We start from the raw sequence: 24,456 nt of genomic DNA, 5'->3' as shown, positions 1-24,456 counted from the left end.
CGGCTTATGGAAGACTACAGCAATCAGAACGGCCATTCCGGCTACGACCCGAAGTACAATCCCCAAAACTACGGTCCGAACTACGACTATGGTTCCTACGGCAACGATCCGTACGGCGAGGGAGGTCCCAACAAGTCGGTGAAGGGTCTGAAGATCATGATCGTCATCATGGCGCTGATTCTGGCGGCCTTGTCGGCGATCTACTTCCTGCAGGTCAAGCAGATGAAGGACGATTTCGCGATCGAGCGCGATACGCTGACCCGCCAGCTTACTTCGCTGATGAACGACTACGATACGCTCAAGACGATGAACGATACGCTGGCCGTCCACTACGAGGGCGTCAAGCATCAGGCCGACTCGCTGCTCGACAAGCTGCAGAAGGAGCGGCGGCTGAGCTATTCCAAGATACGCAACTACGAGAAACAGATGAGCTACATGCGTACCGTGATGGAAGGATACATCCGTCAGATCGACTCGCTCGACCGGATCAACAAGAAGCTCGTCAACGAGAATACGACGATCCGCAAAATGATCACCACCTACAAGCTGCGGGCCGAGACGGCCGAGGAAAAGTCGCAGGAACTCTCGACGAAGGTGCGTCAGGGCGCCGTGATACGGGCGCGCGATATCCGTCTGCTGGCGCTGAGCAAGTCCGACCGCGAAGTGTCGCGCGCGAGCCGCGCGGAACGCCTGAGAGTCGATCTGGTGCTGGTCGGCAACGAACTGGCCGAGCCCGGCGAGCGGACGGTGTACGTGCAGATCATCGGTCCGGACGGCTATGTGCTGGCCAACGCGAGCAACGCGCTGTTCGACTTCGAGGGCGATAAGATCACCTTCTCGGCCGCCCGTCAGGTCGACTATCAGAACAACGATTTGAGCGTGAGTCTGTTTTATAACGGATCGGGCATTACCAGCGGAAAGTACCGCGTCAAAATCTATACGGACGGAAACCTGATCGGGTCCAACGAGATCATTCTCCGCTGATCGGAGTTCCGAATATACCGGCGAAGGGCCGCTTCCGGCAACGGGAGCGGCCCTGCCGTTTCATTCTCCGGCGTATCCTCGTCCGGTGCCGGCTAACGGCGTGGCGGCAGGCCGTACCGGGCCGGTCCTTTCCCTTTCGGGTAGGTTCTTGAGAAGCGGCCGGAGCCGGTTCCGCAGGCGGTAATCGATTCCGGAATGCCCGGGCGCGGCCGGCCGGTTCGGAGACCGGGACCGGCCGGGATACGGTTCGCTTTTCTTTCCGGGGCGACCGGCGTCCCCGAGTTCGGCCTGACCGCTTCCGGAACCGTGCGGCGTAGTTTCCGCCCTTTGGTCAGCTCCCATATGAAATAGGTGACGGGACCGAACAGGGGCATACAATAGATGACGACGACCCAGAGGACCCGGTCGGACCCGCTGATTCCGACATGGCGGGCCATGCGCAGAATCGCCAGCATGGGGAAAATCACCAGCAGGAAGAAAACGAACAGGAAACCGATCGTTTGTCCGATCAGAAAGGCGGTCGAGTCGGTGGCAGGCAGCATGGAATCGTTGTGGATTTAGGCGTCGGAACCGCTTCTCCGGCTGGGAAAGGGGAGAGGGGGATTCGACATGGCTAAGTTAGTAATAAATGCGGAAAATCCGGTGACGTCTTGCGACTGTTGAGAGAGATTGTCGGGACGGGAAGCGGGTGGAACGGTGTCGGGAACGCGTTTCTCTTTTTCATAAGGAACTTTCGTGTGCAAGGCATTCGGGAGGGGGACGGCGGGGTGCGGCGCGTCGGTCGGAAATGGAGTTTCGATGCTCCGAGAAGACCGGGCTCTCAATGGTTCGCACGGTCCGGATTCTGCTGCTACCGGTCGGAAAGCGGCGGGAATCGTGTCTGTGTGCGGTCTAACGAATAACGAGTCGGGCGCTTCCGCCCCTGTGTCTTCCGGCGGGTCGTTCAGCTTCGTAACGGCGTTGCTGTCTGTACGCCGAATTCAGAACCGGCGACGAACGGCGAGATAAGCCTCGCCTTCGGCCGGTAAAAACGGATTCCCCGAGCCGCAACGGCTCGGGGAATCGCGGTTTTGTTCGTTATGCGGAGTCTTATCGCCCGAGCGTTGCGATACGCTCTTTCAGCGCTTTGATCTTGGCCTCGGCGTCGTTCTGTTTGGCTCGCTCGTTCTCTACCACTTGTGCCGGGGCATTCTGCACGAAGCGCTCGTTGCCGAGCTTTTTCCGTACGGAAGCCAGAAAACCTTCGTAGTAGGCGAGGTCGTGCTGCAGCTTTTTGAGCTCTTCCTCAACATCGATCTTTCCGTCCAGCGGTACGAAATACTGCGTCGTCTTGACGATGAACGAGGCGGCGTCGGCCGGCTTTTCCGCGACGGTCTCGACGTCCGTCAGGTTTGCCGTCTTGCGCAGCAGCGCGCCGAGTTCCGGATGATAGTTCTCGTCGGCAATCACTCGGAGTTCCAGCGGCTCCTTGGCGGGCAGGTTGCGCTGCTTGCGAACGTTGCGCACGGCCGTGACGGTCTCCTTGAGCAGTTCGACCTGTTCGAGCAGCGTTTCGTCGCAGGGGGCGGGTTCGGGCATCGGTGCGAGCGAGACGCTCTCGCCGTCGCGCCGCGGCGCGATGTCCTGCCAGATTTCTTCCGTGACGAAAGGCATGAACGGATGCAGCATCCGCATCAGTTTGTCGAAAAATCCGATCGTGGCGTCGAGCGTCGGCCGGTCGATAGGCTGTCCGTAGGCCGGCTTGACCATCTCGAGATACCAGCCCGAAAATTCGTCCCAGAACAGCTTGTATATCAGCATCAGCGCTTCGGAAATGCGGTATTCGGCGAAATGCTCCTCGACCTGACGCAGCGTCTTCTCGAGCATCGAGTCGAACCAGCGGACTGCCGCGGCGTTGCATTCGCTCTGCGCGAGGCTTTCGTCGACCGGCCAGCCGCTTACCAAACGGTAAGCGTTCCATATTTTGTTGCCGAAGTTGCGGCCCTGCTCGCAGAGCGAATCGTCGAACAGCAGGTCGTTGCCTGCGGCCGAGCACAGCAACATGGCCATGCGTACGCCGTCGGCCCCGTACTGCGCGATCAGGTCGAGCGGGTCGGGCGAGTTGCCGAGCGATTTGCTCATCTTGCGGCGCAGCTTGTCGCGGACGATTCCCGTCAGGTAGACGTTGCGGAACGGGCGTTCGCCCCGGTATTCGTACCCGGCGATGATCATCCGCGCCACCCAGAAGAACAGGATGTCGGGAGCCGTGACCAGGTCGTTGGTCGGATAGTAGTACTTGATTTCCTCGTTATCGGGGCGGTTGATGCCGTCGAATACCGAGATCGGCCACAGCCACGACGAGAACCACGTGTCGAGCACGTCCGGATCCTGCCGCAGCTCGTGCAGGCTCAGGTCCGGGTTGCCGCTTTTCGCGCGGGCCAGCTCCAGCGCCTGCTCGGGCGTTTCGGCCACGACGTAGCCTCCCGTCGGGAGATAGTAGGCCGGAATCTGCTGACCCCACCACAGCTGGCGCGAGATGCACCAGTCGCGCACGTTCTCCATCCAGTGCCGGTAGACGTTCTTGAACTTCGAGGGAACCAGACGCACCGTGTCGTCCATAACGGCCTGCAATGCGGGTTTGGACAGCTCGTCCATCTTCAGGAACCACTGCATCGACAGCTTCGGCTCGATGGCGACGCTGGTCCGCTCGGAGTAGCCCACGTTGTTCGTATAGGCCTCGACCTTCTCGAGCAGGCCGGCCGAGGCCAGATCGCGCTCGATCTGCTCGCGCACGGCGAAACGGTCCATGCCCGCGTAGCGGCCGCCGTGCTCGTTCAGCGTGCCGTCGTCGTTGAAGATGTCGATCGTCTCGAGGTTGTACTTCTCGCCCAGCATGTAGTCGTTCACGTCGTGGGCCGGGGTTACCTTCAGCGCGCCGGTTCCGAACTCGATGTCGACGTAGCTGTCGCGGATGACCGGAATCGAGCGGCCGACCAGCGGCACGACGACGCGGGCGTCCTGCGGCAGGTCTTTGTACCGCTCGTCGTCGGGGTTGACGCATAGCGCCGTGTCTCCCAGAATGGTTTCGGGGCGTGTCGTCGCGACGATCAGATAGCGGTCCGTCCCCTCGAGTCGGTAGCGCAGGTAGTAGAGCTTGCCCTGAGACTCGCGGTAGACCACTTCTTCGTCCGACAGCGCCGTCTGCGCGGCCGGGTCCCAGTTGACCATCCGGACGCCGCGGTATATCTTTCCCTTGTTATAGAGGTCGACGAACACTTTGATCACGCTGCGGCTCATCTCCGGGTCCATCGTGAACTTCGTGCGGGCCCAGTCGCACGAGGCCCCGAGTTTACGCAACTGGCTCAGGATGATGCCTCCGTGCTTTTCCTTCCACTCCCACGCATGGCGGAGGAACTCTTCGCGCGTGAGCGAGCTCTTGTCGATGCCCTCGGCCTTGAGCTTTTGGACGACCTTGGCCTCCGTGGCGATCGACGCATGGTCGGTTCCCGGCACCCAGCAGGCGTTCTTGCCCTGCATCCGGGCGCGGCGCACGAGCACGTCCTGAATCGTCTCGTTGAGCATGTGCCCCATGTGCAGCATGCCGGTCACGTTCGGCGGCGGGATGACCACCGTATAGGGCTCCCGCTCGTCGGGCTCCGAGTGGAACATGTCGTGCCGCATCCAGTAGTCGTACCATTTCGGCTCGATCTGCTGCGGAGCGTATTTGTCGTCGATTTTCATGGCTTGTCAGAAATGTTTAGCGTTTATCCTCGCAAAAATAGCAAATTTATCGGACATTTACAGGTTCGCCTCGGCCCATGCCGTGATCAGCCGGTTTTCATCCGATTCCCATGCCTGCCGGTATAGTCGCCGGACGACGTCGAGCCACTCGATGCGGCGATCCTTGTCGCTGTCGCCCACCCGTTCCGTGCCGCCGCCGGCGCGATACTGCTCGCGCGTCGTGCTGGCGATCCGGGCGTAGCGGCCGGTGTAGGGTTTCAGGTCCGCATCGGTCAGCCTCAGGTAGAATTCGAGCTGCTCGTCCGTGCAGTGTCCGTCGGCAGGCATCCGGTTCGGATCGGCCACATAAACCGTCACGCCGTCCTTGAACACATAGGGATCGTAGCGTCCCGGCTCGTACATGGCCTCGTAGACGACGCCCCGCACGGGAAACTGGCCGCCCGACTGGCTGCGGATCCATCGCAGCAGTTTGTCGGTGTAGCGGTACTCGAGGCTGCCGCGCGCCTTCCAGCAGGCGGTGGCGATCCAGCGGGCCAGCTTTTCGGGCGACGGATTCAGCAGATAGACCTTCCCTTTTTTCGGCTGCCCGGTCCGGATGTCGGGTCCCGTACGGTATTCGTACAGCCTGACGGGCAGTCCTTCCCAGCCTGGCAGCGAGTCGGTCTCGCCGACCAGGCTGTCGGCCATGTAGGCCGTCTCGAGCAGTTGCCGGCATCGCTCGGCGAGCACGGGCAGGCTGTCGCGCACGTACTCCTTCGGCAGGGGTTTTGCGGATAGGCGGAAAGCTCCCGGCAAAAGGAGCAGGAGCAACAGGAAGTGTCGAGTCATGGCAGTCACGGTGTGAATGGAAACCGTAAAGATAATCATTTGCAATAATAGTGGTTTCGGTTCCGTTTATATTCCGGAACTTCCGCCGGAACGGCCGGCGGATTCGGCCCGATCTCCCGCCGTGCTTCGCCGGATGTCGGGCGGCTTGTTTTTTAATTCCGGTAAATTGCACTATATTTGCCGATTAAACGAAAGGAAAAGATGAATAAAAAATATAGCAAGAAAGAAGAGGAGTTTTCGGGCATATCGGATATGCTCGAAGGCCGTCACCATGTGATTCCGATCATGTCCAACGACGACGAGGAAGCTGCCGAGAAAGTGGATATACCCCAGATATTGCCTATTCTGACGCTTCGCAGCTCGGTGCTTTTCCCGGGCTCGATCACGCCGATTACGGTCGGGCGCGAGAAGTCGATGAAGCTCGTGCGCGAGGTCGAGGGCGTCGGGGGAATCCTCGGCGCCGTGCTGCAGAAGGAGCCGGAGGTCGAGCAGCCCGGGCCGGACGACCTGTATCGTATCGGCACGGCCGCCCGTATTCTGAAAGTGCTCGAAATGCCGAACGGCAACCTGACGGTCATCCTGCACGGGCTCGAAAAGGTCGAGATCAGCGAGTTCGTCGTGTCGGAACCCTATTTCAAAGCGTCGGTAGCGACGCTGAAGGATTCGACGCCCGACCCGAGCAACATCGAGTTCGAGGCGCTCGTCGATTCGATCAAGGACGTCGCGCTGAATATCATCAACGTGTCGCCGCAGATGCCCAAGGAGGCCACGTTCGCGATCAAGAACATCGACAACAAGCGCGGCATCATCAATTTCATCTGCTCGAATCTCGATCTGCCCGACAGCGACCGCCAGCGCCTGCTGGAAGCTCCGGGACTGCTGGCCCGCGCGCGACGTCTGCTCGAGATTCTGGTCCGCGAGCAGCAACTGGCCGAGCTGAAGAACGAGATACAGAGCAAGGTCAAGCAGGACATCGACCAGCAGCAGCGCGAGTATTTCCTGCAGCAGCAGATACGCACGATTCAGGACGAGCTGGGCGGCGATCCGGCCGACAAGGACATCGACGAGCTGCACAAGCGGGCTGCCAAAAAGCGTTGGAAAGCCGAGACGAAGGAGCTGTTTTTCAAGGAGCTCTCGAAGCTGGAGCGGATGAATCCGGCCGTAGCCGAGTATTCCGTGCAGCTCAACTACCTGCAGCTGATGCTCGACCTGCCGTGGGAAAGCTATACGAAAGACAATCTGGACCTGAACCATGCCAAGAAGCGGCTCGACAACGACCACTTCGGGCTGGACGAGGTGAAGGACCGCATCCTGGAGCATCTGGCCGTCATCAAGCTCAAGGGCGATCTGAAGTCGCCTATCCTGTGCCTGTACGGTCCTCCGGGCGTCGGCAAGACGTCGCTCGGCAAATCGGTGGCCGGGGCGCTCAAGCGTAAGTTCGGACGCATCGCGCTGGGCGGTCTGCACGACGAGGCCGAGATTCGCGGACACCGCAAGACCTACATCGGCGCGATGCCGGGCCGGATCATCCAGACGATCAAGCGCTGCGGCTCGTCGAATCCGGTCGTGATACTGGACGAGATCGACAAGATCACCGTCAGCAACCATGGCGACCCGTCGTCGGCCCTGCTCGAAGTGCTCGATCCGGAGCAGAACACGACCTTCCACGACAATTACCTCGATACCGAGTACGACCTGTCGAAGGTGCTGTTCATCGCTACGGCCAACAACATCGCCAATATCAATCCGGCCCTGAGGGACCGTATGGAGATGATCAACATACCGGGATACATTCTCGAAGACAAGGTGCAGATCGCCCGCAAGCATCTGATCCCGAAGCAGCTCGAGGCGCACGGCGTTTCGGCCAAGCAGTTGAGGATCGCGCCGAAGACCATCGAGAAGATCATCGCCGAGTATACGCGTGAGTCGGGCGTGCGGACGCTCGACAAGCGGATCGCGAAGATCGTCCGCACGCGAGCCAAGAATATCGGCTTCGACGAAGAATTCCGGCCCGAGGTGACGGCCGAGGACGTCGAGAAAATTCTCGGCGTGCCCCGCTATCAGAACGAGTCGTACGAGATCGCCGGGATGGTCGGCGTCGTGACGGGGCTGGCATGGACGGAGGTCGGCGGCGACATTCTCTATATCGAGTCCATCCTGACGCCCGGCAAGGGCGGTCTGACGATGACGGGCAATCTGGGCGACGTGATGAAGGAGTCGGCGACGATCGCGCTCGAGTGGGTCAAGGCGCACGGCGAAGAGCTGGGCATCGACCGCGAGAAGTTCGAGAAGTTCGACGTGAATATCCATGTGCCCGAAGGAGCCATTCCGAAGGACGGGCCGAGCGCCGGTATCACGATGGTGACCTCGCTCGTGTCGACGTTCACGGGGCGTCCGGTGCGGGACCGCGTGGCGATGACCGGCGAGACGACGCTGCGCGGACGCGTGATGCCCGTAGGCGGGATCAAGGAGAAGATACTGGCAGCCAAACGGGCCGGTATCAACGAGATTATCCTGAGCGAGGACAATCGCAAGGACATTTCGGAGATCAAGCCCGAGTATCTCGAGGGTCTGACGTTCGATTACGTGCGGACCAACGACGACGTGCTTCGCTTGGCGTTGTCGGACCGTTGAGTTTTTTCTGAAAATCCGGGGAACGCGGGGAAGCGGCTTTTCGCCCTGCCCGCGGCCCCGGATCGTCCGTTCTAATAACCCGAACCTGTGATTCTACCGTGAAAAGAGTCGTGGTGGGCCTCTCCGGAGGCGTCGATTCGAGCGTGGCCGCCTATCTGCTCAAGGAGCAGGGCTACGACGTGGTGGGCCTGTTCATGCGGAACTGGAAGGATACGACCGGCACGCTGGAGGGCGACTGCCCGTGGTACGACGACCACCTGTTCGCCGAACTGGTGGCCAAGCGGCTCGACATCCCGTTTCATATGATCGACCTGAGCGACGAGTATCGGCGGCGGGTCGTCGACTACATGTTCGCCGAGTACGCGAGGGGGCGCACGCCCAATCCGGACGTGCTGTGCAACCGCGAGATCAAGTTCGACGCCTTTCTGAATGCGGCTCTCGAGCTGGGCGCCGATTTCGTGGCGACAGGCCACTATTGCCGCCGCGAGGAGATCGGGGCCGAAGGCCGGACGATTCATCGCCTGCTTGCGGGCAGCGACCCGAACAAGGACCAGAGCTATTTCCTCTGCCAGCTTTCGCAGCGACAGCTTTCGCGCGCGCTCTTTCCGATCGGACATCTGCTCAAGCCCGAGGTCCGGCGCATCGCTACGGAACAGCATCTGGCTACGGCTGCCCGCAAGGACTCTCAGGGCATCTGTTTCGTGGGCAAGGTCGATCTGCCCGTTTTCCTGCAGCAGCAGCTCGCAGCCAAGGACGGCGACATCGTCGAGATCCCGTCCGGATGGCCGGGTTATCGTTCGCTGCCTGCGGACGCTCCGCTCGGGCGGCTGGCCGAGCCTTTCCGCTACGAACCTTCGGACGGCGCGCGCGTGGGATGTCACCGGGGCGCTCACTTTTTCACGATCGGACAGCGCAAGGGCCTGAATGTCGGGGGAAAACCCGAGCCCCTGTTCGTGATCGGAACGGACGTGGAGCGAAATATCCTGTACGTGGGACAGGGTCAGCGGCATCCGGGGCTGTATCGCCGGGCGCTGTACATGCTGCCGGACGAGATACACTGGGTGCGCCCCGATCTGGCGCTGAAGACCGGCGAAAGCCGCCGCTATCTGGTCCGTATCCGATACCGCCAGCCGTTGCAGGGAGCCGTGCTGTACCGGACTGCGGAAGGAGGATTCGTCGTATTCGACGAGCCGCAGCGCGGCGTGACGGCCGGGCAGTTCGCGGCATGGTACGACGGAGAGGAACTGATCGGGTCCGGAGTAATTCACCGGTAGAGCGTACGGGAGAGAGCGGCCGGCCGAAGAAGTTTCCGTTCTGCCGAAATGACGGGTCTTGTCGCCGGAAGCTCGCGTTTGTCGGTCGGGACCGGCAGTCCGGCAGCGGCGGTATGGAGAGGCCGTTCTGGAGGGGATGTGCCTGGAACACGGAATTTCCCGCGAACCCGGTAGCTATGCGAGATGCCGGTCGGGCGGCTTGTACGACGGAAATAAATGTATCGGCTTGTCCGATGCGGCTCCGGGAGAGAGAATCTTTCGGGGCCTTTTTATACGATTTTGTCGCTCTCTCCGGCCGCTCGTTCCCTGTCTCTTATTCTGTGCGGACAGTGGATTTTCCGTCTTTGCGGGCTTGGCCGCGATTCCGGTACGATTTTTACGGCGGAGTCCGTGTCGTAAAACCGTTCGCTTATGGTCGAGAGTATCGTCGTGAAAATTCTGGTCGGCATGCTGGGCGTGCTGATCTTTCTGCGCATTTCGGGCAAGACGCAGATGGCCCAGCTGACGCCGCTCGATTCGGTCAATGCCTTCGTGCTCGGGGCGCTGGTCGGCGGGTCGATATACAGTCCGGAAATGTCGGTCTGGTATTTGGTGCTCGCGCTCGGCGTGTGGACCGTTTTCAACATGCTGATTCGCTTCCTGCTGCGCTTCAAGCACCTGAGACGCCTGATCAAGGGCGATACGGTGATGATCGTTCGGGACGGGAAGATCGACCTGAGGGAGTTCCGGCGCAACGGGCTCGAAATGGAGCAGTTCCGGACGATGCTGCGCGAGAACGGTATTTTCTCGATGCTCGAGGTCGACGATGTCCGTTTCGAAACGAACGGACGGCTGACGGTCTCGCGCCGCGGAGACCGCTCGCAGTCTTATCTGCTGGTGAACAACGGCGCGGTGCTGGAGAGCTCGCTCCGGAACGCAGGCAAGAGCGAGCAGTGGCTGAAGGAAAGTCTCGGTAAGTTGGGGTACGACGATCCCGGCGACCTGTTCTGTGTCGAGTGGACTCCGTCGCAGGGATTTTACGTGACGCCGAAAAACGGCGATGCCGCTTCAGGCGATGCGGCCCGCGAGACGGTCGTCAGCAATTGAGTCTTGCCTTGCCGCCGGTTCTGCTTCCCGTTCTCGCCCGGCCTGAACGGAGAGGAAAGCAGCGACGATTCCGGTTCAGAGGCATATTCGTGGGTACGGGCCTTGCCGGTCCTATCGGCGAAATTTTTCGGGCGCACCGGAACCGGGGTAGGTGAAAGCGCACGCGACGGTACGGCCGGAAAGAAGATGAAAGATCCATTCCGGCCTGCTGCGCCGTCGCTCGCCCGGATCGCATGTTTTTCAGCCCAAAAGGGGACGTCGGGATTGCTGTGCGGTCGATTCGGGATGTTTCCTTGCCCGGCCTGTGGTTGGCAATTATATGCTTCCATGTACCAGGCATGTTCGCATCCGGAGTTTCTGTCATCTGTTGGGCCGCGCAGAAATAAAAAAGCGCGGCTAACACATGGCCCGATCGCCACAAAAGCGTTAGCCGCAGCCAATGGGCTGCGGCTTGCGTCCACAGCTTGCGCATCCGATTAGGCTGCTACCGATGAAGTCTCCGTCGGAAGTGATTTCATTCGGGGAAACCGGAAACATCGGGAACTCGAAAACCGGCTGACCTGCCGCCCTGCCCGGTACGGTTGTCCGTTGCGTGTTTGGCGTCGGTTTGCAGCCCGCGAGGCGTTCCCGTTTTGGAAACGCCTCGCGCGATAGGTTCGGCCTGCGGACTATTTGCCTCCGCCCATCAGATAGGCCTTGATGAACTCGTTCAGATCGCCGTCCAGTACGGCCTGCGTGTCGGAAGTCTCGTAGCCGGTGCGATGGTCCTTGACGAGCTTGTAAGGGTGGAGCGTGTAGCTGCGTATCTGCGATCCCCATTCGATCTTCTTTTTCTGACCCTCCAGCTCGTTCTGCAGCTCCATGCGCTTCTCGAGTTCCCGCTGGTAGAGCTTCGATCGAAGGATGCGCAGCGCGTTCTCCTTGTTCATGATCTGCGAACGCGTTTCCGTGTTCTCGACGACGATGCCCGAGGGCAGGTGACGGAGCCGTACGCCGGTCTCGACCTTGTTGACGTTCTGTCCGCCCTTGCCGCCGCTGCGGTAGGTGTCCCACTCGATGTCGGCGGGGTTCACGACGATCTCGATCGTGTCGTCCACCGCCGGCGAAACGAATACCGAGGCGAACGTCGTCTGCCGCTTGTTGTTCGCGTTGAACGGCGACAGGCGCACGAGCCGGTGCACGCCGTTCTCGCTCTTGAGATAGCCGTAGGCGAACTCGCCCACGAACTCGACGGTAACCGACTTGACGCCGACTTCGTCGCCTTCCTGCAGGTCGGCGATGCGTACCTGATAGCCGTTCGCTTCGCCCCAGCGCATGTACATACGCAGCAGCATCGCGGCCCAGTCGAGGCTTTCAGTGCCGCCGGCTCCGGAGTTGATCTCCATGATCGCGCCCAAATGGTCCTCCTCGCCCCCGAGCATGTTGCGCATTTCGAGCGCTTCGATCATGCCGAGCGTCTTGCGGTACTGCTCGTCGAGCTCGTCCGCCGACGCGAGTCCCTCCTTGACGAAATCGGGCATCAGCTGCAGGTCGTCGGCCGACTTCGAGATTTCGTCGTAGGCCGTGATCCAGTACTTGATCGACGCGACCTTCTTCAGTTGCTTTTCGGCCCGCTCGCGGTCGTCCCAGAAATCGGGCGCCTGCGTCTTGGATTCTTCTTCTTCCAGTTCGATACGTCGGTTGGCGACGTCAAAGATGCCTCCCCAGCGAATCCAGTCGCCTTACAATCTCTTTAATTTGGTCCGTGGTAATCATTTTTTCGCTATTTGGTTCGTAATCGTTCAAACGGGCTTTCGGTTCTCCGGCTCGCAGGCGGCTCGTCCGGCCGTCCCGGAGCGGGTTTCCCGGCTGTGTCCCGCCCGGAGCCTTCGGGCTCGGCGCGACCGTTTTTCTCCGGTCGTTCCGTCATGCCGGGGAATCGACGCAATTTACAATAAATTCTTGCAGCGGCGAAATTTCAGCCGCAAATTTTTCCGTCGGCCGGTCTACCTGCCGGTTCGCCGAGGAAGTCGGGCCCTTCGGTCGGTCGCAGGAAAGTCACGTAAATCATTCTCAGCCAAGTAAACGTAAAGCAGTAGATGTTCAGTTGCACGGTGTCGCACAGAAAGCGCATGACGGGCGACGGGCAGATCAGATCGACCGGGACGAACACCAGCAGCACGAGGTTGGCCCAGAACAGCGTCCGGTCGAGCCAGCCTTTGCGGGCTTGTACCCAATACCACATCAGATAGCCTGCCAGCGCGATCACGTAAGTGTGCTTCTCGGTCGATAGGCTGAACAGGATAACCCAGCCCATCAGGATGCCGAGCGATCCGAGCCGAAAGTCGAACCGGCCGAATTTACGGTAGTTGAGCACGAACAGCACGGCCAGCGCCAAGATCGATCCGATCTGGACCTGCGTCATGACCGGAGTCAGCAGGTCATGGATCGGGTAGAGGTTGAAGACGGCGTAGAACTGGAACTGGTCGACGTGGCCGGACAGCACTTCGGCCCATCGCTCGTAATGCGGTATCAGTCCGCCGAAGCCGAGATTCACCGCCGGCAGGACCAGCAGGACGGCGGCCAAAACGATCGTGAAGCCCAGATTGCGCCAAAACTTCGGATAGCAGAGCAGCAGGGCCAGCTCGAAGATTCCGTATATTTTGCAGAAGCCCGACACGAGAATCAGCAGAATGGCCGGGTAGGGCTTATCCCGCTCGAGCAGCGAGAATGCGAACAGAAACAGATAGGCCACCACCGGGTTGAACTGGATCGACATCTGCGTCGTGGCCAGAATCAGAGCCGTGTAGAGATAGGTCTTGCATTTCTGGACCTCGGTTATCCTGGGCACGGAGAAAATCGCGTAGAAGAACAGAGTGAAGTTCATCAGGTTCCACACGAACGGCCCGACGGTCGAACCCATGTAGGCGAACGGCGCGAACAGGATCGAGAACAGCGGGCCGTACAGGAAGTCGTAGGGCTTGCCGTAGGGAGACTCGCCGCTCCAGAAATCGATCGTCGACTGCTGGAACGTGAAAAAGTTGTGTTGCTTGCCGTGCGCCACCTCGAGCAGGGTCAGCACGAAAGTCAGGACGAACCCGATGACGAAGAGGTTTCTGCGGTTCAGAAAGAAGCGGCCGATCCGGCCGACGAATGCGTTCATATTCGATGTATTTGGGTATTCGGGCGTGTTATCCGGCCACCGAGCAGGGGATGCCGAGGCGCTCGACCCGTTCGGCGATCCGGCGGAGCTCCTCGACGGACACTTTGTGCAGGTCGTCGGCCGGGGTGTCGCGGTCGATCGTGTAAACCATCACGCTGCTAGGGGCGATTTCCTCGATCAGTGAGAGCCAGGCCGCCACCTCCCGCTCGGTCGTGTTGTCTACCTGCCGCCCTTCGAGCGTGCCGCGCAGGAACATCGTCTGCACGATCAGTCTGCCGTCGAAGAGTTTCATCGCTTCGACCGTTTGCCGGACCGAGTACGCTCCTTTCGGACGATCGACGAGGCGGACCGTTTCGTCGAAGGCCGAGTCGAGTTTCAGTATGTTGTTGTCCGCTTTCAGCAACGCCTCGCGAACGGTCTCGCGGCCGATCATCGTCGCGTTGCTCAGTACCGAAATCTTGGCCGACGGACACAATTCGTCCCGGACGGCGATCGTGTCGTCGATCACTCCTCCGAACTCCGGGTGCATCGTCGGTTCGCCGTTGCCGGCGAACGTAATGACGTCGGGGGGCGTGCCTGCGGCGACCATTTCGGTCAGCTTCTCGCGGAGCAGTCTGCGGACCGTTTCCCGGGAATTGAACCGGGGCTTGGCTCCAGGCTTGCCCCATCCGCACTCGCAGTAGATGCAGTCGAAACTGCACAGCTTGTCGTGCAGCGGCAGCAGGTTGACGCCGAGCGACAGGCCCAGCCGGCGGCTGCGAACCGGTCCGAAAATGACGCTTTCGTACAAGGCGGTACTCATAGTCCGAGGTTTGAGGAAGCAAAGATAGGCATTCGGAGCGGAATGTGCAAAGGAGGCTCTCCGGTCCGGCGCGGCATTCCGACGGCGGCGAGGCGAAACGAGAGAAGGGAGGCCGATGCTTGGCGGACCAGTCCGGTCCGCAGGGTCGGATCGGGTACGGGGCTTCCCGAGGATACTGTTGGGAAAGTTTGTCGTCGGGCGGGCCGTACGATTCCCGCCGCGTCCAGCCGCATGGACCGGCGTCGAGCGGCTTATCTCGGAGTGCGGAGAGGAGACCGTCGTTTCGGAATGCGGAGCCAGATGCTTTTCGGGCGGACAGGCGCGGAAAACCTGTCCGCCGGAATACCGTAGACCGGGCGGAGGGCGTCCGTCCCGACTCGATTTTTTCTCTCCCGGTAGGCTTCCCTTTCCGTCGACTGTTATGGGCATGGGTGGAGTCGTCTTCGCTGCATGGGAAGCGGCAGCCGGACCCGTGTCCGTGCCGTGCGGCGGAAGGAACTGCCGTACGGCGTAGGGACGTATTTTGCTGCCGAATCGAGGTCCGGCAGCGACGGCGGGGCAGAAGCGTCGGAAATCGGAATCTCGGTCTGCGCGTCCTCTCCGGCAAGAATCCGACCGCCCTGCCGGAGAGGACGCGCAAACGGCAGAAAGCCGGGGTGCGGGCCCGTCGTTTCGGATCGGCTTCCCGGACAGAAAGATCGCTCTATTCGGTTTCGGCTACGACCCGGACCATAGCCCGGGCGAGCGTTTCCAGCTCCTGATCCTTGATAATATAAGGAGGCATCGCGTAGACGAGCCGGCCGAACGGCCTGACCCAGACGCCCTCGTCGACGAATCGTTGTTGCAGCGTGGCCATATCGACGCTGCGGTGCAGCTCGATCACGCCGATGGCCCCGAGCGTGCGCACGTCGGCTACCTGAGGCAGGGCCGCTGCCGGAGCCAGTTCGCGTCGCAGGATGCCCTCGATCTCGCCGATGCGGGGCAGCGGAGAGTTTTCCGAGAGCAGGTCGAGCGAGGCGCATGCGATCGAGCAGGCCAGCGGGTTGCCCATGAAGGTCGGTCCGTGCATGAATTCGGGAGGGGAGCCCGACGAGATCACCTCGGCCACTTTCTCCGTCGCCAGAACGGCGGCGAAGCTCATATAGCCTCCGGTCAGCGCCTTCCCGACGCACAGAATGTCGGGCGTTATGCCGGCCCATTCCGAGGCGAACATCCGTCCGGTTCGGCCGAAACCGGTCGCGATCTCGTCGGCGATCAGCAGCACGTCGTACCGCGAGCAGGTTTCGCGCAGGCGCCGCAGGTATTCGGGGTGGTAAAACCACATGCCGCCGGCTCCCTGAACGACCGGTTCGAGAATCACGGCGGCGAGCCGGTCGTGCTCCCGCTCGATCAGCTCGCCCATCGGAGCGAAGCAGCGCTCGTCCCACTCGTCGCCGAAACGGATCTCGGGTCTCGGCGCGAAGTGCTGGAGGGGCAGCCGTCCGGTAAAGATCGAGTGCATGCCGGTCACGGGGTCGCAGACCGACATGGCGTGCCATGTGTCGCCGTGATAGCCGCTACGGATCGTCGCCAGCGTGTTTTTTGCGGGCGTCCCTTGCGCGTGCATGTATTGCAGGGCCATCTTAACGGCCACTTCGACGGCTACCGAGCCTGAGTCGCAATAGAATATCTTGTCGAGACCTTCGGGCGCTATCCTTACCAGCCGGCGGGCCAGTTCGACGGCCGGCGTATGCGTCAGGCCGCCGAACATGACGTGCGCCATTCGCTGGAGCTGCTTCTCGGCCGCTTCGTTCAGCTTCGGATGATTGTAGCCGTGAACGGCCGACCACCACGACGACATGCCGTCGATCAGCTGTCGTCCGTCGGCGAGCTCGATGCGTACGCCTTCGGCCCGGACCGCATGGAATACTCTGAGCGGGTCGCTCATCGACGTGTAAGGGTGCCACAGATGCTTCCTGTCGTAGGAAAGAATCTCTTTTGTCTGCCTTTCTTTCATTTGAGGCGTGATCTTTGCTGTAAAAGTAGGAAAAAATTACGGACAAAGGTCCGCTAACTGTTTCGTTCCACTCCGGACCGTTTCGGAAAACATACTTTAAAATCGTATGTAATATTTTTTGCCGCAAGTATTTAAATAGATAAAATTGAAACAATTAAATTTTTTCTTGCAAATTTTAGTAAAATAAATTGCATTTATGGGATCTGTATTGTATGTTTGTGATCTGCTATCGGGTATGACCCGTAAAGGAAATATCCAAATATCTATTCAACATAAACGATTTGTTATAAACTGTTAAAATTCGAAAAACTATGTCACGATCAAATCCGACATCGACCGCTCAGCAACCCATGATTGTCAAGTACGTTCAACCGGACCGCAGCGGAATCCAAGCCCACAATTTTACCCGTCACAGCATCGGCTACGTCGTGCGCGGCAAGAAATGCGTATACTACGGCGACGTCTGTCACGAGATTCCTCAGGGAACGCTTTTCTACATGGGTATGGGAAACCACTATACCGAGGACGTTCCCGAACAGGGAAAGAACTTCGAGCAGATCGTCTTCTACTATACCTCCGATCAGCTGTCGAGGATACTCAACCACCTGAGCGTCGGCTATCAGCTTAACATTACGAACGACCATAGCTGTCCCAACTGCGAGAATCAAAGCCATGTGAGCTATCCCGCGTCGAACATCATGAAGAATTTCTTCGGAACGGTCAACCAGTATCTCAAGGACGATGCTTTCTCGCAGGACAATACGGCGGAAACGATCAAGATGACCGAGCTGATCTATCTGATCCTGGCTCAGAAGGATTGTTGTCTCAAAAGCAAAATACTGAGCAATATGGACCTGATGAAGGAGAATTTCGAGCAAACGGTTCAGAGCTATATCTTCGACGATATTTCGGTCGAGGAGCTGGCCGGCAAGTGCAACCGGAGCCTGACCTCGTTCAAGAAAGAGTTCCGCAAGCACTTTTTCGAACCTCCCCACAAGTGGTTCATCCGTCAGCGACTGATGCACTCGCGCCTGCTGCTGATTTCGACGAACAAATCGATCTCTGAGATCGGGAACGACTGCAATTTCCCGAATACGTCCCATTTTATCAAGCTGTTCAAGAAGGAGTACGGCATGACTCCGGCCAGCTATCGTCACCGGCACGCTGCGGGCGGGGAGTCCGAGCCGGTTTTGTCCGCGAAGGCTTATTCCGCCCGCGATCAGCAGATGTCGACCGCGTCCCGTATGTAAGCGAAGCGGACGCGTTTTGGATCCCGGACAAGGATGCGAGGCACCGGTCGACCGGTGGAGAATCCGCATTATATAAGAAATTATGAAAGCATTTATGGAAAAATGTCAGTTCCTGCTCGATAGAAAAACAATCGAATATGTCTACGATGCTTTCTCCCCTTCGATTTCGCATACTTTGTCCGGTTTTCCTTGTTCGTCTCTGATCGACGGCCGTCGTAAGACGGAGAGCGATTTTTTTACCCGATCGCTTGATTATTCGGGAAAATGTTCGTATATTTACATTACCTAATCGATCAAGACTAACTAACCTTTTGTGAACAGCCGGCATTTTCGGAAGAAAATGCCGGCTGTTTGCGTCGGTTCTCGGTCTGCCTTTTGGCGGGCTTATCCGCTGAATCCGACCGCCCGGATACATTTTCCCGGTCCGGCGGACTCGGTCTCGACGATGCCTGTCAGAACGTCGGGCGCGTCGTCGCGCCGGTTCGAGCGGAAAAGCCGGCGGAACGAGACCACGTCTCCGTAAAATTCGCTCCAGCGACGATGCCAGTCTTCGGGCATCCGGATGCGTGCCGCCACTTCGGTCGCATTCGACAGCACGCGCGCTTCCTTGTTCCGGTACTGGTGGAACCACTCGATGCGCGTCTGCGGACACAGTTTGGCGACGGCCCGCGCGAAACCCCGCCCTCCGTTGTTGCTTTCAATGCGCGCCGTGCGGGTGCCGTTGCGTTGCAGCATGGCGGCGACGAGCGGTTCGGTCGCTTCCATGCCGAGCGGCGTATAAAGTACGTCCGTTATGTAAATGGTGTCGTCTGTCCCTGTTTCGTAGCAGACCGAGCACAGGTAGTCCTCTCCCGAGTCCGCCGTATCGGTGTAGTTCCCCTTTTTTATCGTCCGTTCGGGCAGTTTGTCGTAGGTGGCAAAACGGTCTCCGTAGAGCACGCCCTCGGCCGAAGAGGGATTTCCCTGATACATCGTTTCGAATAGCATGGGATCGAGCCGGCGCTTCTGCTCCAGCAGTTCGGACGAGTGCCGGGCCGGCCAGAGCGGCTCGCCCTGTCGGCGCGGGTCGGCGCTCGTGGACGGGCCCTGTTTGACAGCCTCGAAATTGAGTCGGAGCCACGAGGACGGCCCGGCCGGTCGCTGCCCGACTTCGTTTATGTCCGTTATGGGCTCCCGGGCGGCGATCCGGCCGATCAGGTCGTCCTCGTGCCAGCGCGTGAAGACGAGCAGTTCCTGCGAGTCGTTGTGCAGCCGGGTTTTGACGACGGCGTTGTACCAGTCCCACGCGTGGTCGCGGACGAGCGGCGAGTTGGCCTCCTGCGCATTTTTGTACAGGTCGTCCAGGATGAATACGTCGACCGGCCGGCCGGTCAGCGCTCCGTCGCGGCCGACGCTCAGCAGCCCGCCTCGGGAGCCGACCAGTTCGAACTCCTCGGCCGTGCGCAGAGTGCCGCGATCCTTGGCGGAAGAGCGTTTGAGGCGGGTTCGGGGGAAAACGCTCCGGTAAGCGGATGCGTCCATGAGCCGCTGAATCTGCCGGTTGAACCGTGAGGCCAGACGCAGGTTGTAGGAAGCCAGCGCGATCCGGCGGTCGGGCTGCCGGCCGAGCAGGTAGGCGGGCAGCAGGACCGACGAACCGAGCGATTTTCCGTGTTGGGGCGGAATCGACACGATCAGCCGGCGGATTTCTCCCCGGGCGAACCGGTCGAGCGTGTCGTAATAGCTTCGGTGGAACGGGGTCAGGTCGAGCGCGGGAATCATCGTTCGCGCGAAGTCGCTCAGCGAGCGGCGGGCGAGTTCCTCGGCCGCCTGGCGGGGAGTAGGTATGGGCATGGGCAAAGCGGGTCGTTGACGGGGTTGCGGAGCTTGCGGTCCGAAAAAGTTGGCGCTGCCGCTTCTTCGTTCCGATATGTGCCGGCTTTTGAAGACGGCGTATGGTAGCGAGCTATGGCAGTACCTGCCGGATAGACGGGCTGATCGTTCGTATGGAATGTGCAGGGGGAGGCCGGGCGTCGTATCGGTTCGCGGAATATTTTCGGATTCGGGTCGTATCGGTCCGGTATTTCGTGTGGAGATGCTCGTTACATGGGCGTTCGGCGGTTGGCCCGGTTTCGGGCTTCCCGGCCGACGGGCATCGGACCGGATTTTCAGCGAAGGTTTTCTGCCGGGGCATAATCTGACTGCGGGTCGGCGAGCGTTCTCTACGGGTCTTGCGAAGCCGGCCAAGGTGGACTGGCACGGCGGGCGGTGCCGACTGCGGGCGGAGGTGCGACTGCGCGCAGTGGCGTCGGTTTCGGAGCCGAAAAACGCAGGGGATCAAGGAGTTCCCGTTCCGGTGATTTCGCGCAGGGCCTCGTCGCTCCAGTCGCTCCAGTCGGTCGGGGAGGCGTCGGCTCCGGTTTCCGGCTTGGCCCGCCAATGCTGCGGATCGAGATTGGTCAGCGCGAAAGTAATGGCCGCCAGGTCGGGGCCGACCTGCTTCCGGATGACCGTTTCGCTTTTGATGCGCCGGGTTCCGTCCGGATCGTATTCGTAGATCGTCTTGATCTCCTTTTGCGTATAGCCGGTCATGCGGCGGGCCAGACTCTTCAGCGCTTTGTCGTGCAGACTGCGGATCGGGACGGCGGGTGTTTTGCCGACGGCGGTTTCGGGTTTCGGCCGTGCGGGCGTATCGGAGGCTGTGGGCATGGCGGTTCGTGTCGGGGAGTTCGGGGTTTTGGTCGGAGCGGCAGGAATCGAACCTGCATGATAACCGGCAGGATGGCGAAAACCGGCGCGGTTTCCGGCGGACGTCTCCGCGAGGGAAATCGGAAAAACCGCATAAGAGGGCGGCGGAAGCGTCCTTCCGCGAAGTGACGGCCGCCCGGTGCGTCGCCTCGACGCAATTCGCTCCGTCGTATGGAAATCGTCGTGATCCATCGTCGTTCGGTTTCGGTGCTCGCGCATGTCCCGGTGCGTCGGCCGGCTTGCCCGAATGCAGCGTCAAGCGGCCTGTGTCCGTGTCGGGTTACGGCGAAGTCAGAATTTTCGCTCGAGAAATCGGTTCAGTTCGTTCCAGCTGAAGTCGGTCGTCTGTTCCCCCTCGGCCTGAAACAGGCTGAAATCCCACCATACGGGCAGGACCGACAGAATGCGTCCGTTTTCCTGGTCGCGGCAGACGATCAGCGTGCAGACCAGCGACGAGTAGAATTCGTCCGTATCGTATTCGATCGTTCCGTTGAAAAAGTGAGTTTCTTCGATTCTCCGTAGCAGCAAGTCGGCGATTTTTTCGTACATTCGGTCGTTGATAGTAATCATGGGTCGATTCGTTTTGTGTAAAAGTAGGCCGGGTGCCGCCTCGAAGGGTTATACAATTTTTGAATGGTCGGGCTTTCGATAAGGATTCGGAGCTTCTTTTTTGGATTGTCTTGTAAAATTGTTTAACTTTGTTTCGCAAATATAAGTTCAAATTTTGAATATTATAACGATCGGATAGAAGTTTTTTTAAACTTTTTTCATCATCTATGATAAACAGCCGGTTACGTTCGATCCGCAAGGAACTGTCGTTGACACAGGAAAATCTGGCCCGTGTGCTGGGTATCGGAAAGAGCGCTCTTTCGATGATTGAGACGGGGAAAGCTTCCTTGTCGGAGCGGAATAAGAATATATTGGTTCAGGAATTGAATGTCAATCCGGACTGGCTCGAGACCGGCGAGGGGCCGATGTTTCTCGAAGTCCGGCCTGCGGCCGTCTTTGCGGGACGCTCCGATCGGACGCTTCCCTCGCAGAGCGTTCCTCTGTACAATATCGAGGGTACGGCAGGGCTGGTTCCGCTGTTTCTGGACAAGCGCTCGCTCGCGCCGGTGGACTACATTCACATTCCGAACCTGCCTCGCTGCGACGGGGCGATCTACGTGGTCGGCGACAGCATGTACCCGCTGCTCAAGAGCGGCGATATCGTACTTTATAAGCAGATAGGCGACGTAAACGATATTTTCTGGGGCGACATGTATTTGCTGTCGATCGACATCGACGGCGAGGAGTACGTGACCGTCAAATATATCCAAAAATCCGAGAAACCCGGCTGCGTCAAACTCGTCAGCCAGAATCCCCATCATGCGGATAAGGATATCGAAATCGGAAGAATTCGGGCGCTGGCATTCGTCAAAGCCAGTATCCGGATGAATTCCATCCGATGAAAGTACCTTAAAAAGCGATCGATATGGATGTCAAGATTTCTCCCAAATGGAAAGAGTGGATAGGCCGGGAGTTCGACAAGCCCTATTTCGGGCAACTGGTCGATTTCGTCAAGCAGGAATACGCCCAGAGGCGGGTTTTCCCGCCCGGACGCAATATTTTCCGGGCTTTCGATATGTGCGATCCCGATAATCTGAAAGTGGTCATCATCGGACAGGACCCGTATCACGGGCCGGGGCAGGCCAACGGACTGTGCTTTTCGGTCGGCGACGGCGTGCCTTTCCCTCCCTCGCTGGTCAACATATTCAAGGAGGTGCACGACGATACGGGCGCGCCCGTTCCCGCTTCGGGCAATCTCGACCGCTGGGCCGAACAGGGCGTGCTGCTGCTCAACGCCGTACTGACCGTGCGCGCGCACGAGGCGGCGTCGCATGCCGGGCACGGATGGGAACGGTTCACCGACGAGGTCGTGAAGGCTATCGCTCTTCGCAAGCAGGGGGTCGTTTACATGCTATGGGGCTCGTATGCGCAGCGCAAGGCTTCGGTTGTCGATCCGCAGCGCAACTGCATTCTCAAGGCGGTCCACCCGTCGCCCCTGTCGGCCTATCGGGGATTTTTCGGCTGCCGCCATTTCAGCCGCGCGAACGAGTATCTGCAAAGCATCGGCCGGGAGCCGATCCGATGGTAAGAATACGGGGCGGGGAGAAACTCTGCGTGTGCCGGGCGCATTTTGCCGGGGCCCGGGTCGCTCGGCGGTGACTTCGGCTCGGGGCGGAGGATTCTTTCGTTTCTCCGGATTCCCGATCTTTTCTTGCGCGGGCGGTTCTCTGCACTGACGGCGAAGGCGCAGTGGAAGGGGGCGCTGCTTGTCGGCTGTACGCGCGTATCGCGGAGCTGTGCGTGCGTCTTTGGCGATTCCCGGTCGGCGAGGATCGGTCAGGCGGCGGCATTCCTGTGCCGGACGGCGTTCGGCCGGGACGGAGTGGGGGGACGGCTCTCTGGAGCGGGGCAGACGAAGCCTTCGTGTCCGATAAGTAAAGCCTCGCCGGGATCATCGTTCGATCCCGGCGAGGCTTTTCGTACGGCAGCGGCTCCTCCTTCTCCGGTCGGAGCGCGGGACGGACCGTGGCTCAGTACCGGTAGAAATCGGCCTTGTAAGGACCTTCGACCGGGACGCCGATGTAGTCGGCCTGCTTGGGGGTCAGCTTCGTCAGTCGGACGCCCAGATTGTCCAGGTGAAGCCGGGCGACCTCCTCGTCTAGATGCTTCGGCAGCCGGTAGACGTCGACGTCCATCTTCCGGGTCCACAGTTCGATCTGAGCGAGGGTCTGGTTCGTGAACGAGTTGCTCATCACGAACGACGGGTGTCCCGTCGCGCAACCCAGGTTTACCAGACGGCCCTCGGCCAAAATGAAAATCGAGTGGCCGTCGGGGAACGTGTACTTGTCGACCTGCGGCTTGATTTCGGTCCGGACGATGCCGGGGTAGATTTCCAGTTCGGCCATCTGAATCTCGTTGTCGAAGTGGCCGATATTGCAGACGATCGCCTGATCGCGCATCCGCTCCATGTGATCGATGCGGATGATGTCGCAGTTGCCGGTCGTCGTGACGTAGATGTTGCCTTCGTCGAGCGCGTCCTCGACCGTCTTGACCTCGAATCCCTCCATGGCGGCCTGCAACGCGCAGATCGGGTCGATCTCGGTGACGATCACGCGGGCGCCGTACGAGCGCATGCTCCGCGCGCAGCCCTTGCCCACGTCGCCGTAGCCGCAGACGACCACGACCTTGCCGGCGATCATCACGTCCGTCGCGCGCTTGATGCCGTCGGCCAGCGACTCGCGGCAACCGTACAGGTTGTCGAACTTGCTTTTGGTCACCGAGTCGTTCACATTGATGGCCGGGAACAGCAGCTCGCCCCGCGCTTGCATCTGGTAGAGCCGGTGAACGCCCGTCGTGGTCTCCTCCGACACGCCGCGCAGTTCGGTCACCGTGCGGTGCCATTTGCCGGGGTCCTCCGACAGCAGCTCGCGGATCGTGTTCAGGATGACGGCTTCCTCGTGGCTTGCCGGTTCGTGCTCGATCGACCGGGCATCGTTTTCGGCCGCATATCCCTTGTGTACGAGCAGCGTCGCGTCGCCCCCGTCGTCGACGATCAGGTTCGGGCCCTTGCCGCCGGGGAAGCTCAGCGCCATAGCCGTGCACCACCAGTAGTCCTCGAGCGTCTCGCCCTTCCATGCGAAAACGGGCACGCCGGCCTTGGCGATCGCGGCGGCCGCGTGGTCCTGCGTCGAGAAGATGTTGCAGCTGCACCAGCGAACCTCGGCGCCCAGCTCGACGAGCGTCTCGATCAGCACGGCGGTTTGGATCGTCATGTGCAGCGAGCCCATGATCCGGGCCCCCCGAAGCGGTTTTTCGGCGCTGTATTTTCTGCGCACGGCCATCAGGCCCGGCATCTCCTTCTCGGCGATCTCGATTTCCTTGCGGCCCCAGTCCGACAGCGAGATGTCGGCTACCTTGTAGGGCAAGTCTTGGTTGATGAACATATTCGAAAATTTAAAGAGTGT

Annotated in this window: 18 protein-coding genes; 7 read left to right on the top strand and 11 right to left on the bottom strand. The window is 59.9% G+C overall.

From position 1 onward, the window contains the following. Nucleotides 1-6 precede the first annotated feature (6 nt). Nucleotides 7-984 carry a hypothetical protein gene (locus NQ491_RS05780; protein WP_019245955.1) on the top strand — a complete coding sequence of 326 codons (978 nt, stop codon included), beginning with the start codon at nt 7-9 and terminating at the stop codon, nt 982-984. A 92-nt stretch (nt 985-1,076) separates the two neighbouring features. Here NQ491_RS05780 and NQ491_RS05775 read toward each other — a convergent pair whose 3' ends face one another. From NQ491_RS05775 to NQ491_RS05765, 3 genes are all read right to left on the bottom strand, one after another. After that, on the bottom strand, nt 1,077-1,526 hold the full coding sequence (locus tag NQ491_RS05775) for a PLD nuclease N-terminal domain-containing protein (RefSeq protein ID WP_019245954.1): 450 nt from the start codon (nt 1,524-1,526) through the stop codon (nt 1,077-1,079). Between the two features lie 547 nt (nt 1,527-2,073). After that, nucleotides 2,074-4,704 (bottom strand): valine--tRNA ligase, encoded by a 2,631-nt coding sequence (locus NQ491_RS05770; protein WP_019245953.1) that lies wholly within the window; start codon nt 4,702-4,704, stop codon nt 2,074-2,076. A gap of 57 nt (nt 4,705-4,761) precedes the next feature. Continuing rightward, nucleotides 4,762-5,571 (bottom strand): hypothetical protein, encoded by an 810-nt coding sequence (locus NQ491_RS05765; RefSeq protein WP_019245952.1) that lies wholly within the window; start codon nt 5,569-5,571, stop codon nt 4,762-4,764. A 162-nt stretch (nt 5,572-5,733) separates the two neighbouring features. Between NQ491_RS05765 and lon the strand changes: the two genes are divergently transcribed. From lon to NQ491_RS05750, 3 genes are all read left to right on the top strand, one after another. After that, on the top strand, nt 5,734-8,166 hold the full coding sequence (gene lon, locus NQ491_RS05760) for an endopeptidase La (RefSeq protein WP_019245951.1): 2,433 nt from the start codon (nt 5,734-5,736) through the stop codon (nt 8,164-8,166). 98 nt (nt 8,167-8,264) lie between these two features. Beyond that, a complete protein-coding gene (mnmA, locus tag NQ491_RS05755) occupies nt 8,265-9,440 on the top strand; it encodes a tRNA 2-thiouridine(34) synthase MnmA (RefSeq protein ID WP_026089653.1) in 1,176 nt (391 codons plus the stop codon). A gap of 411 nt (nt 9,441-9,851) precedes the next feature. Then, nucleotides 9,852-10,526, top strand: coding sequence for a DUF421 domain-containing protein (locus NQ491_RS05750; protein ID WP_019245949.1), 675 nt, complete (start codon nt 9,852-9,854; stop codon nt 10,524-10,526). Between the two features lie 668 nt (nt 10,527-11,194). On the opposite strand, the gene prfB is transcribed toward NQ491_RS05750, so the two are convergent. The 4 genes from prfB to bioA all read right to left on the bottom strand — a co-directional run bounded on the left by prfB (nt 11,195) and on the right by bioA (nt 16,466). Further along, nucleotides 11,195-12,281 (bottom strand): peptide chain release factor 2 gene (gene prfB, locus NQ491_RS05745; RefSeq protein ID WP_147524800.1). Its coding sequence is split into 2 segments (ribosomal slippage): nt 11,195-12,217 and nt 12,219-12,281, totalling 1,086 coding nucleotides; the frame shifts between segments, so codons are not numbered across the junction. A gap of 202 nt (nt 12,282-12,483) precedes the next feature. Next, on the bottom strand, nt 12,484-13,668 hold the full coding sequence (locus tag NQ491_RS05740) for a glycosyltransferase family 87 protein (RefSeq protein WP_019245947.1): 1,185 nt from the start codon (nt 13,666-13,668) through the stop codon (nt 12,484-12,486). 28 nt (nt 13,669-13,696) lie between these two features. Then, the gene (locus NQ491_RS05735) at nt 13,697-14,470 is read right to left on the bottom strand and encodes a radical SAM protein (protein WP_019245946.1); all 774 of its coding nucleotides are present in this window, start codon (nt 14,468-14,470) and stop codon (nt 13,697-13,699) included. A gap of 703 nt (nt 14,471-15,173) precedes the next feature. Continuing rightward, entirely contained in the window at nt 15,174-16,466 is a 1,293-nt protein-coding gene (gene bioA, locus NQ491_RS05730; RefSeq protein WP_034283040.1) for an adenosylmethionine--8-amino-7-oxononanoate transaminase, read from the bottom strand. Between the two features lie 311 nt (nt 16,467-16,777). Between bioA and NQ491_RS05725 the strand changes: the two genes are divergently transcribed. Further along, nucleotides 16,778-17,716: a helix-turn-helix transcriptional regulator gene (locus tag NQ491_RS05725; RefSeq protein WP_034283038.1), complete on the top strand. Its 939-nt coding sequence runs from the start codon at nt 16,778-16,780 to the stop codon at nt 17,714-17,716. 384 nt (nt 17,717-18,100) lie between these two features. Here the strand turns inward: NQ491_RS05725 and terL are convergent, their stop codons facing one another. The 3 genes from terL to NQ491_RS05710 form a co-directional block, all read right to left on the bottom strand. Beyond that, complete coding sequence (gene terL / locus NQ491_RS05720; RefSeq protein ID WP_019245942.1) at nt 18,101-19,549, bottom strand: phage terminase large subunit; 1,449 nt, start codon at nt 19,547-19,549, stop codon at nt 18,101-18,103. A 483-nt stretch (nt 19,550-20,032) separates the two neighbouring features. After that, complete coding sequence (locus NQ491_RS05715) at nt 20,033-20,404, bottom strand: hypothetical protein (RefSeq protein ID WP_051012989.1); 372 nt, start codon at nt 20,402-20,404, stop codon at nt 20,033-20,035. Nucleotides 20,405-20,734: 330 nt separating this feature from the next. After that, complete coding sequence (locus NQ491_RS05710; protein ID WP_019245940.1) at nt 20,735-21,013, bottom strand: hypothetical protein; 279 nt, start codon at nt 21,011-21,013, stop codon at nt 20,735-20,737. Between the two features lie 206 nt (nt 21,014-21,219). Here NQ491_RS05710 and NQ491_RS05705 point away from each other — a divergent pair, with 206 nt between their 5' ends. Both NQ491_RS05705 and ung read left to right on the top strand, forming a co-directional pair. Beyond that, a complete protein-coding gene (locus tag NQ491_RS05705; RefSeq protein ID WP_019245939.1) occupies nt 21,220-21,894 on the top strand; it encodes an XRE family transcriptional regulator in 675 nt (224 codons plus the stop codon). A 23-nt stretch (nt 21,895-21,917) separates the two neighbouring features. After that, nucleotides 21,918-22,580: a uracil-DNA glycosylase gene (gene ung, locus NQ491_RS05700; RefSeq protein WP_019245938.1), complete on the top strand. Its 663-nt coding sequence runs from the start codon at nt 21,918-21,920 to the stop codon at nt 22,578-22,580. A 442-nt stretch (nt 22,581-23,022) separates the two neighbouring features. Here the strand turns inward: ung and ahcY are convergent, their stop codons facing one another. Next, nucleotides 23,023-24,435: an adenosylhomocysteinase gene (ahcY, locus tag NQ491_RS05695; protein ID WP_019245937.1), complete on the bottom strand. Its 1,413-nt coding sequence runs from the start codon at nt 24,433-24,435 to the stop codon at nt 23,023-23,025. Nucleotides 24,436-24,456 lie beyond the last annotated feature (21 nt).

The sequence above is a fragment of the Alistipes ihumii AP11 genome, from assembly GCF_025144665.1.
Classification (GTDB): domain Bacteria; phylum Bacteroidota; class Bacteroidia; order Bacteroidales; family Rikenellaceae; genus Alistipes_A; species Alistipes_A ihumii.
This window is presented reverse-complemented; position numbering and strand designations above follow the sequence as displayed.

Excerpts from the sequence above, each read along its gene's own strand:
- NQ491_RS05780 (WP_019245955.1), top strand. The coding sequence starts at position 7 with ATGGAAGACTACAGCAATCAGAACGGCCATTCCGGCTACGACCCGAAG.
- NQ491_RS05775 (WP_019245954.1), bottom strand. The coding sequence starts at position 1,526 with ATGCTGCCTGCCACCGACTCGACCGCCTTTCTGATCGGACAAACGATC.
- NQ491_RS05770 (WP_019245953.1), bottom strand. The coding sequence starts at position 4,704 with ATGAAAATCGACGACAAATACGCTCCGCAGCAGATCGAGCCGAAATGG.
- NQ491_RS05765 (WP_019245952.1), bottom strand. The coding sequence starts at position 5,571 with ATGATTATCTTTACGGTTTCCATTCACACCGTGACTGCCATGACTCGA.
- lon (WP_019245951.1), top strand. The coding sequence starts at position 5,734 with ATGAATAAAAAATATAGCAAGAAAGAAGAGGAGTTTTCGGGCATATCG.
- NQ491_RS05750 (WP_019245949.1), top strand. The coding sequence starts at position 9,852 with ATGGTCGAGAGTATCGTCGTGAAAATTCTGGTCGGCATGCTGGGCGTG.
- NQ491_RS05740 (WP_019245947.1), bottom strand. The coding sequence starts at position 13,668 with ATGAACGCATTCGTCGGCCGGATCGGCCGCTTCTTTCTGAACCGCAGA.
- NQ491_RS05735 (WP_019245946.1), bottom strand. The coding sequence starts at position 14,470 with ATGAGTACCGCCTTGTACGAAAGCGTCATTTTCGGACCGGTTCGCAGC.
- bioA (WP_034283040.1), bottom strand. The coding sequence starts at position 16,466 with ATGAAAGAAAGGCAGACAAAAGAGATTCTTTCCTACGACAGGAAGCAT.
- NQ491_RS05725 (WP_034283038.1), top strand. The coding sequence starts at position 16,778 with ATGTCACGATCAAATCCGACATCGACCGCTCAGCAACCCATGATTGTC.
- terL (WP_019245942.1), bottom strand. The coding sequence starts at position 19,549 with ATGCCCATACCTACTCCCCGCCAGGCGGCCGAGGAACTCGCCCGCCGC.
- NQ491_RS05715 (WP_051012989.1), bottom strand. The coding sequence starts at position 20,404 with ATGCCCACAGCCTCCGATACGCCCGCACGGCCGAAACCCGAAACCGCC.
- NQ491_RS05710 (WP_019245940.1), bottom strand. The coding sequence starts at position 21,013 with ATGATTACTATCAACGACCGAATGTACGAAAAAATCGCCGACTTGCTG.
- NQ491_RS05705 (WP_019245939.1), top strand. The coding sequence starts at position 21,220 with ATGATAAACAGCCGGTTACGTTCGATCCGCAAGGAACTGTCGTTGACA.
- ung (WP_019245938.1), top strand. The coding sequence starts at position 21,918 with ATGGATGTCAAGATTTCTCCCAAATGGAAAGAGTGGATAGGCCGGGAG.
- ahcY (WP_019245937.1), bottom strand. The coding sequence starts at position 24,435 with ATGTTCATCAACCAAGACTTGCCCTACAAGGTAGCCGACATCTCGCTG.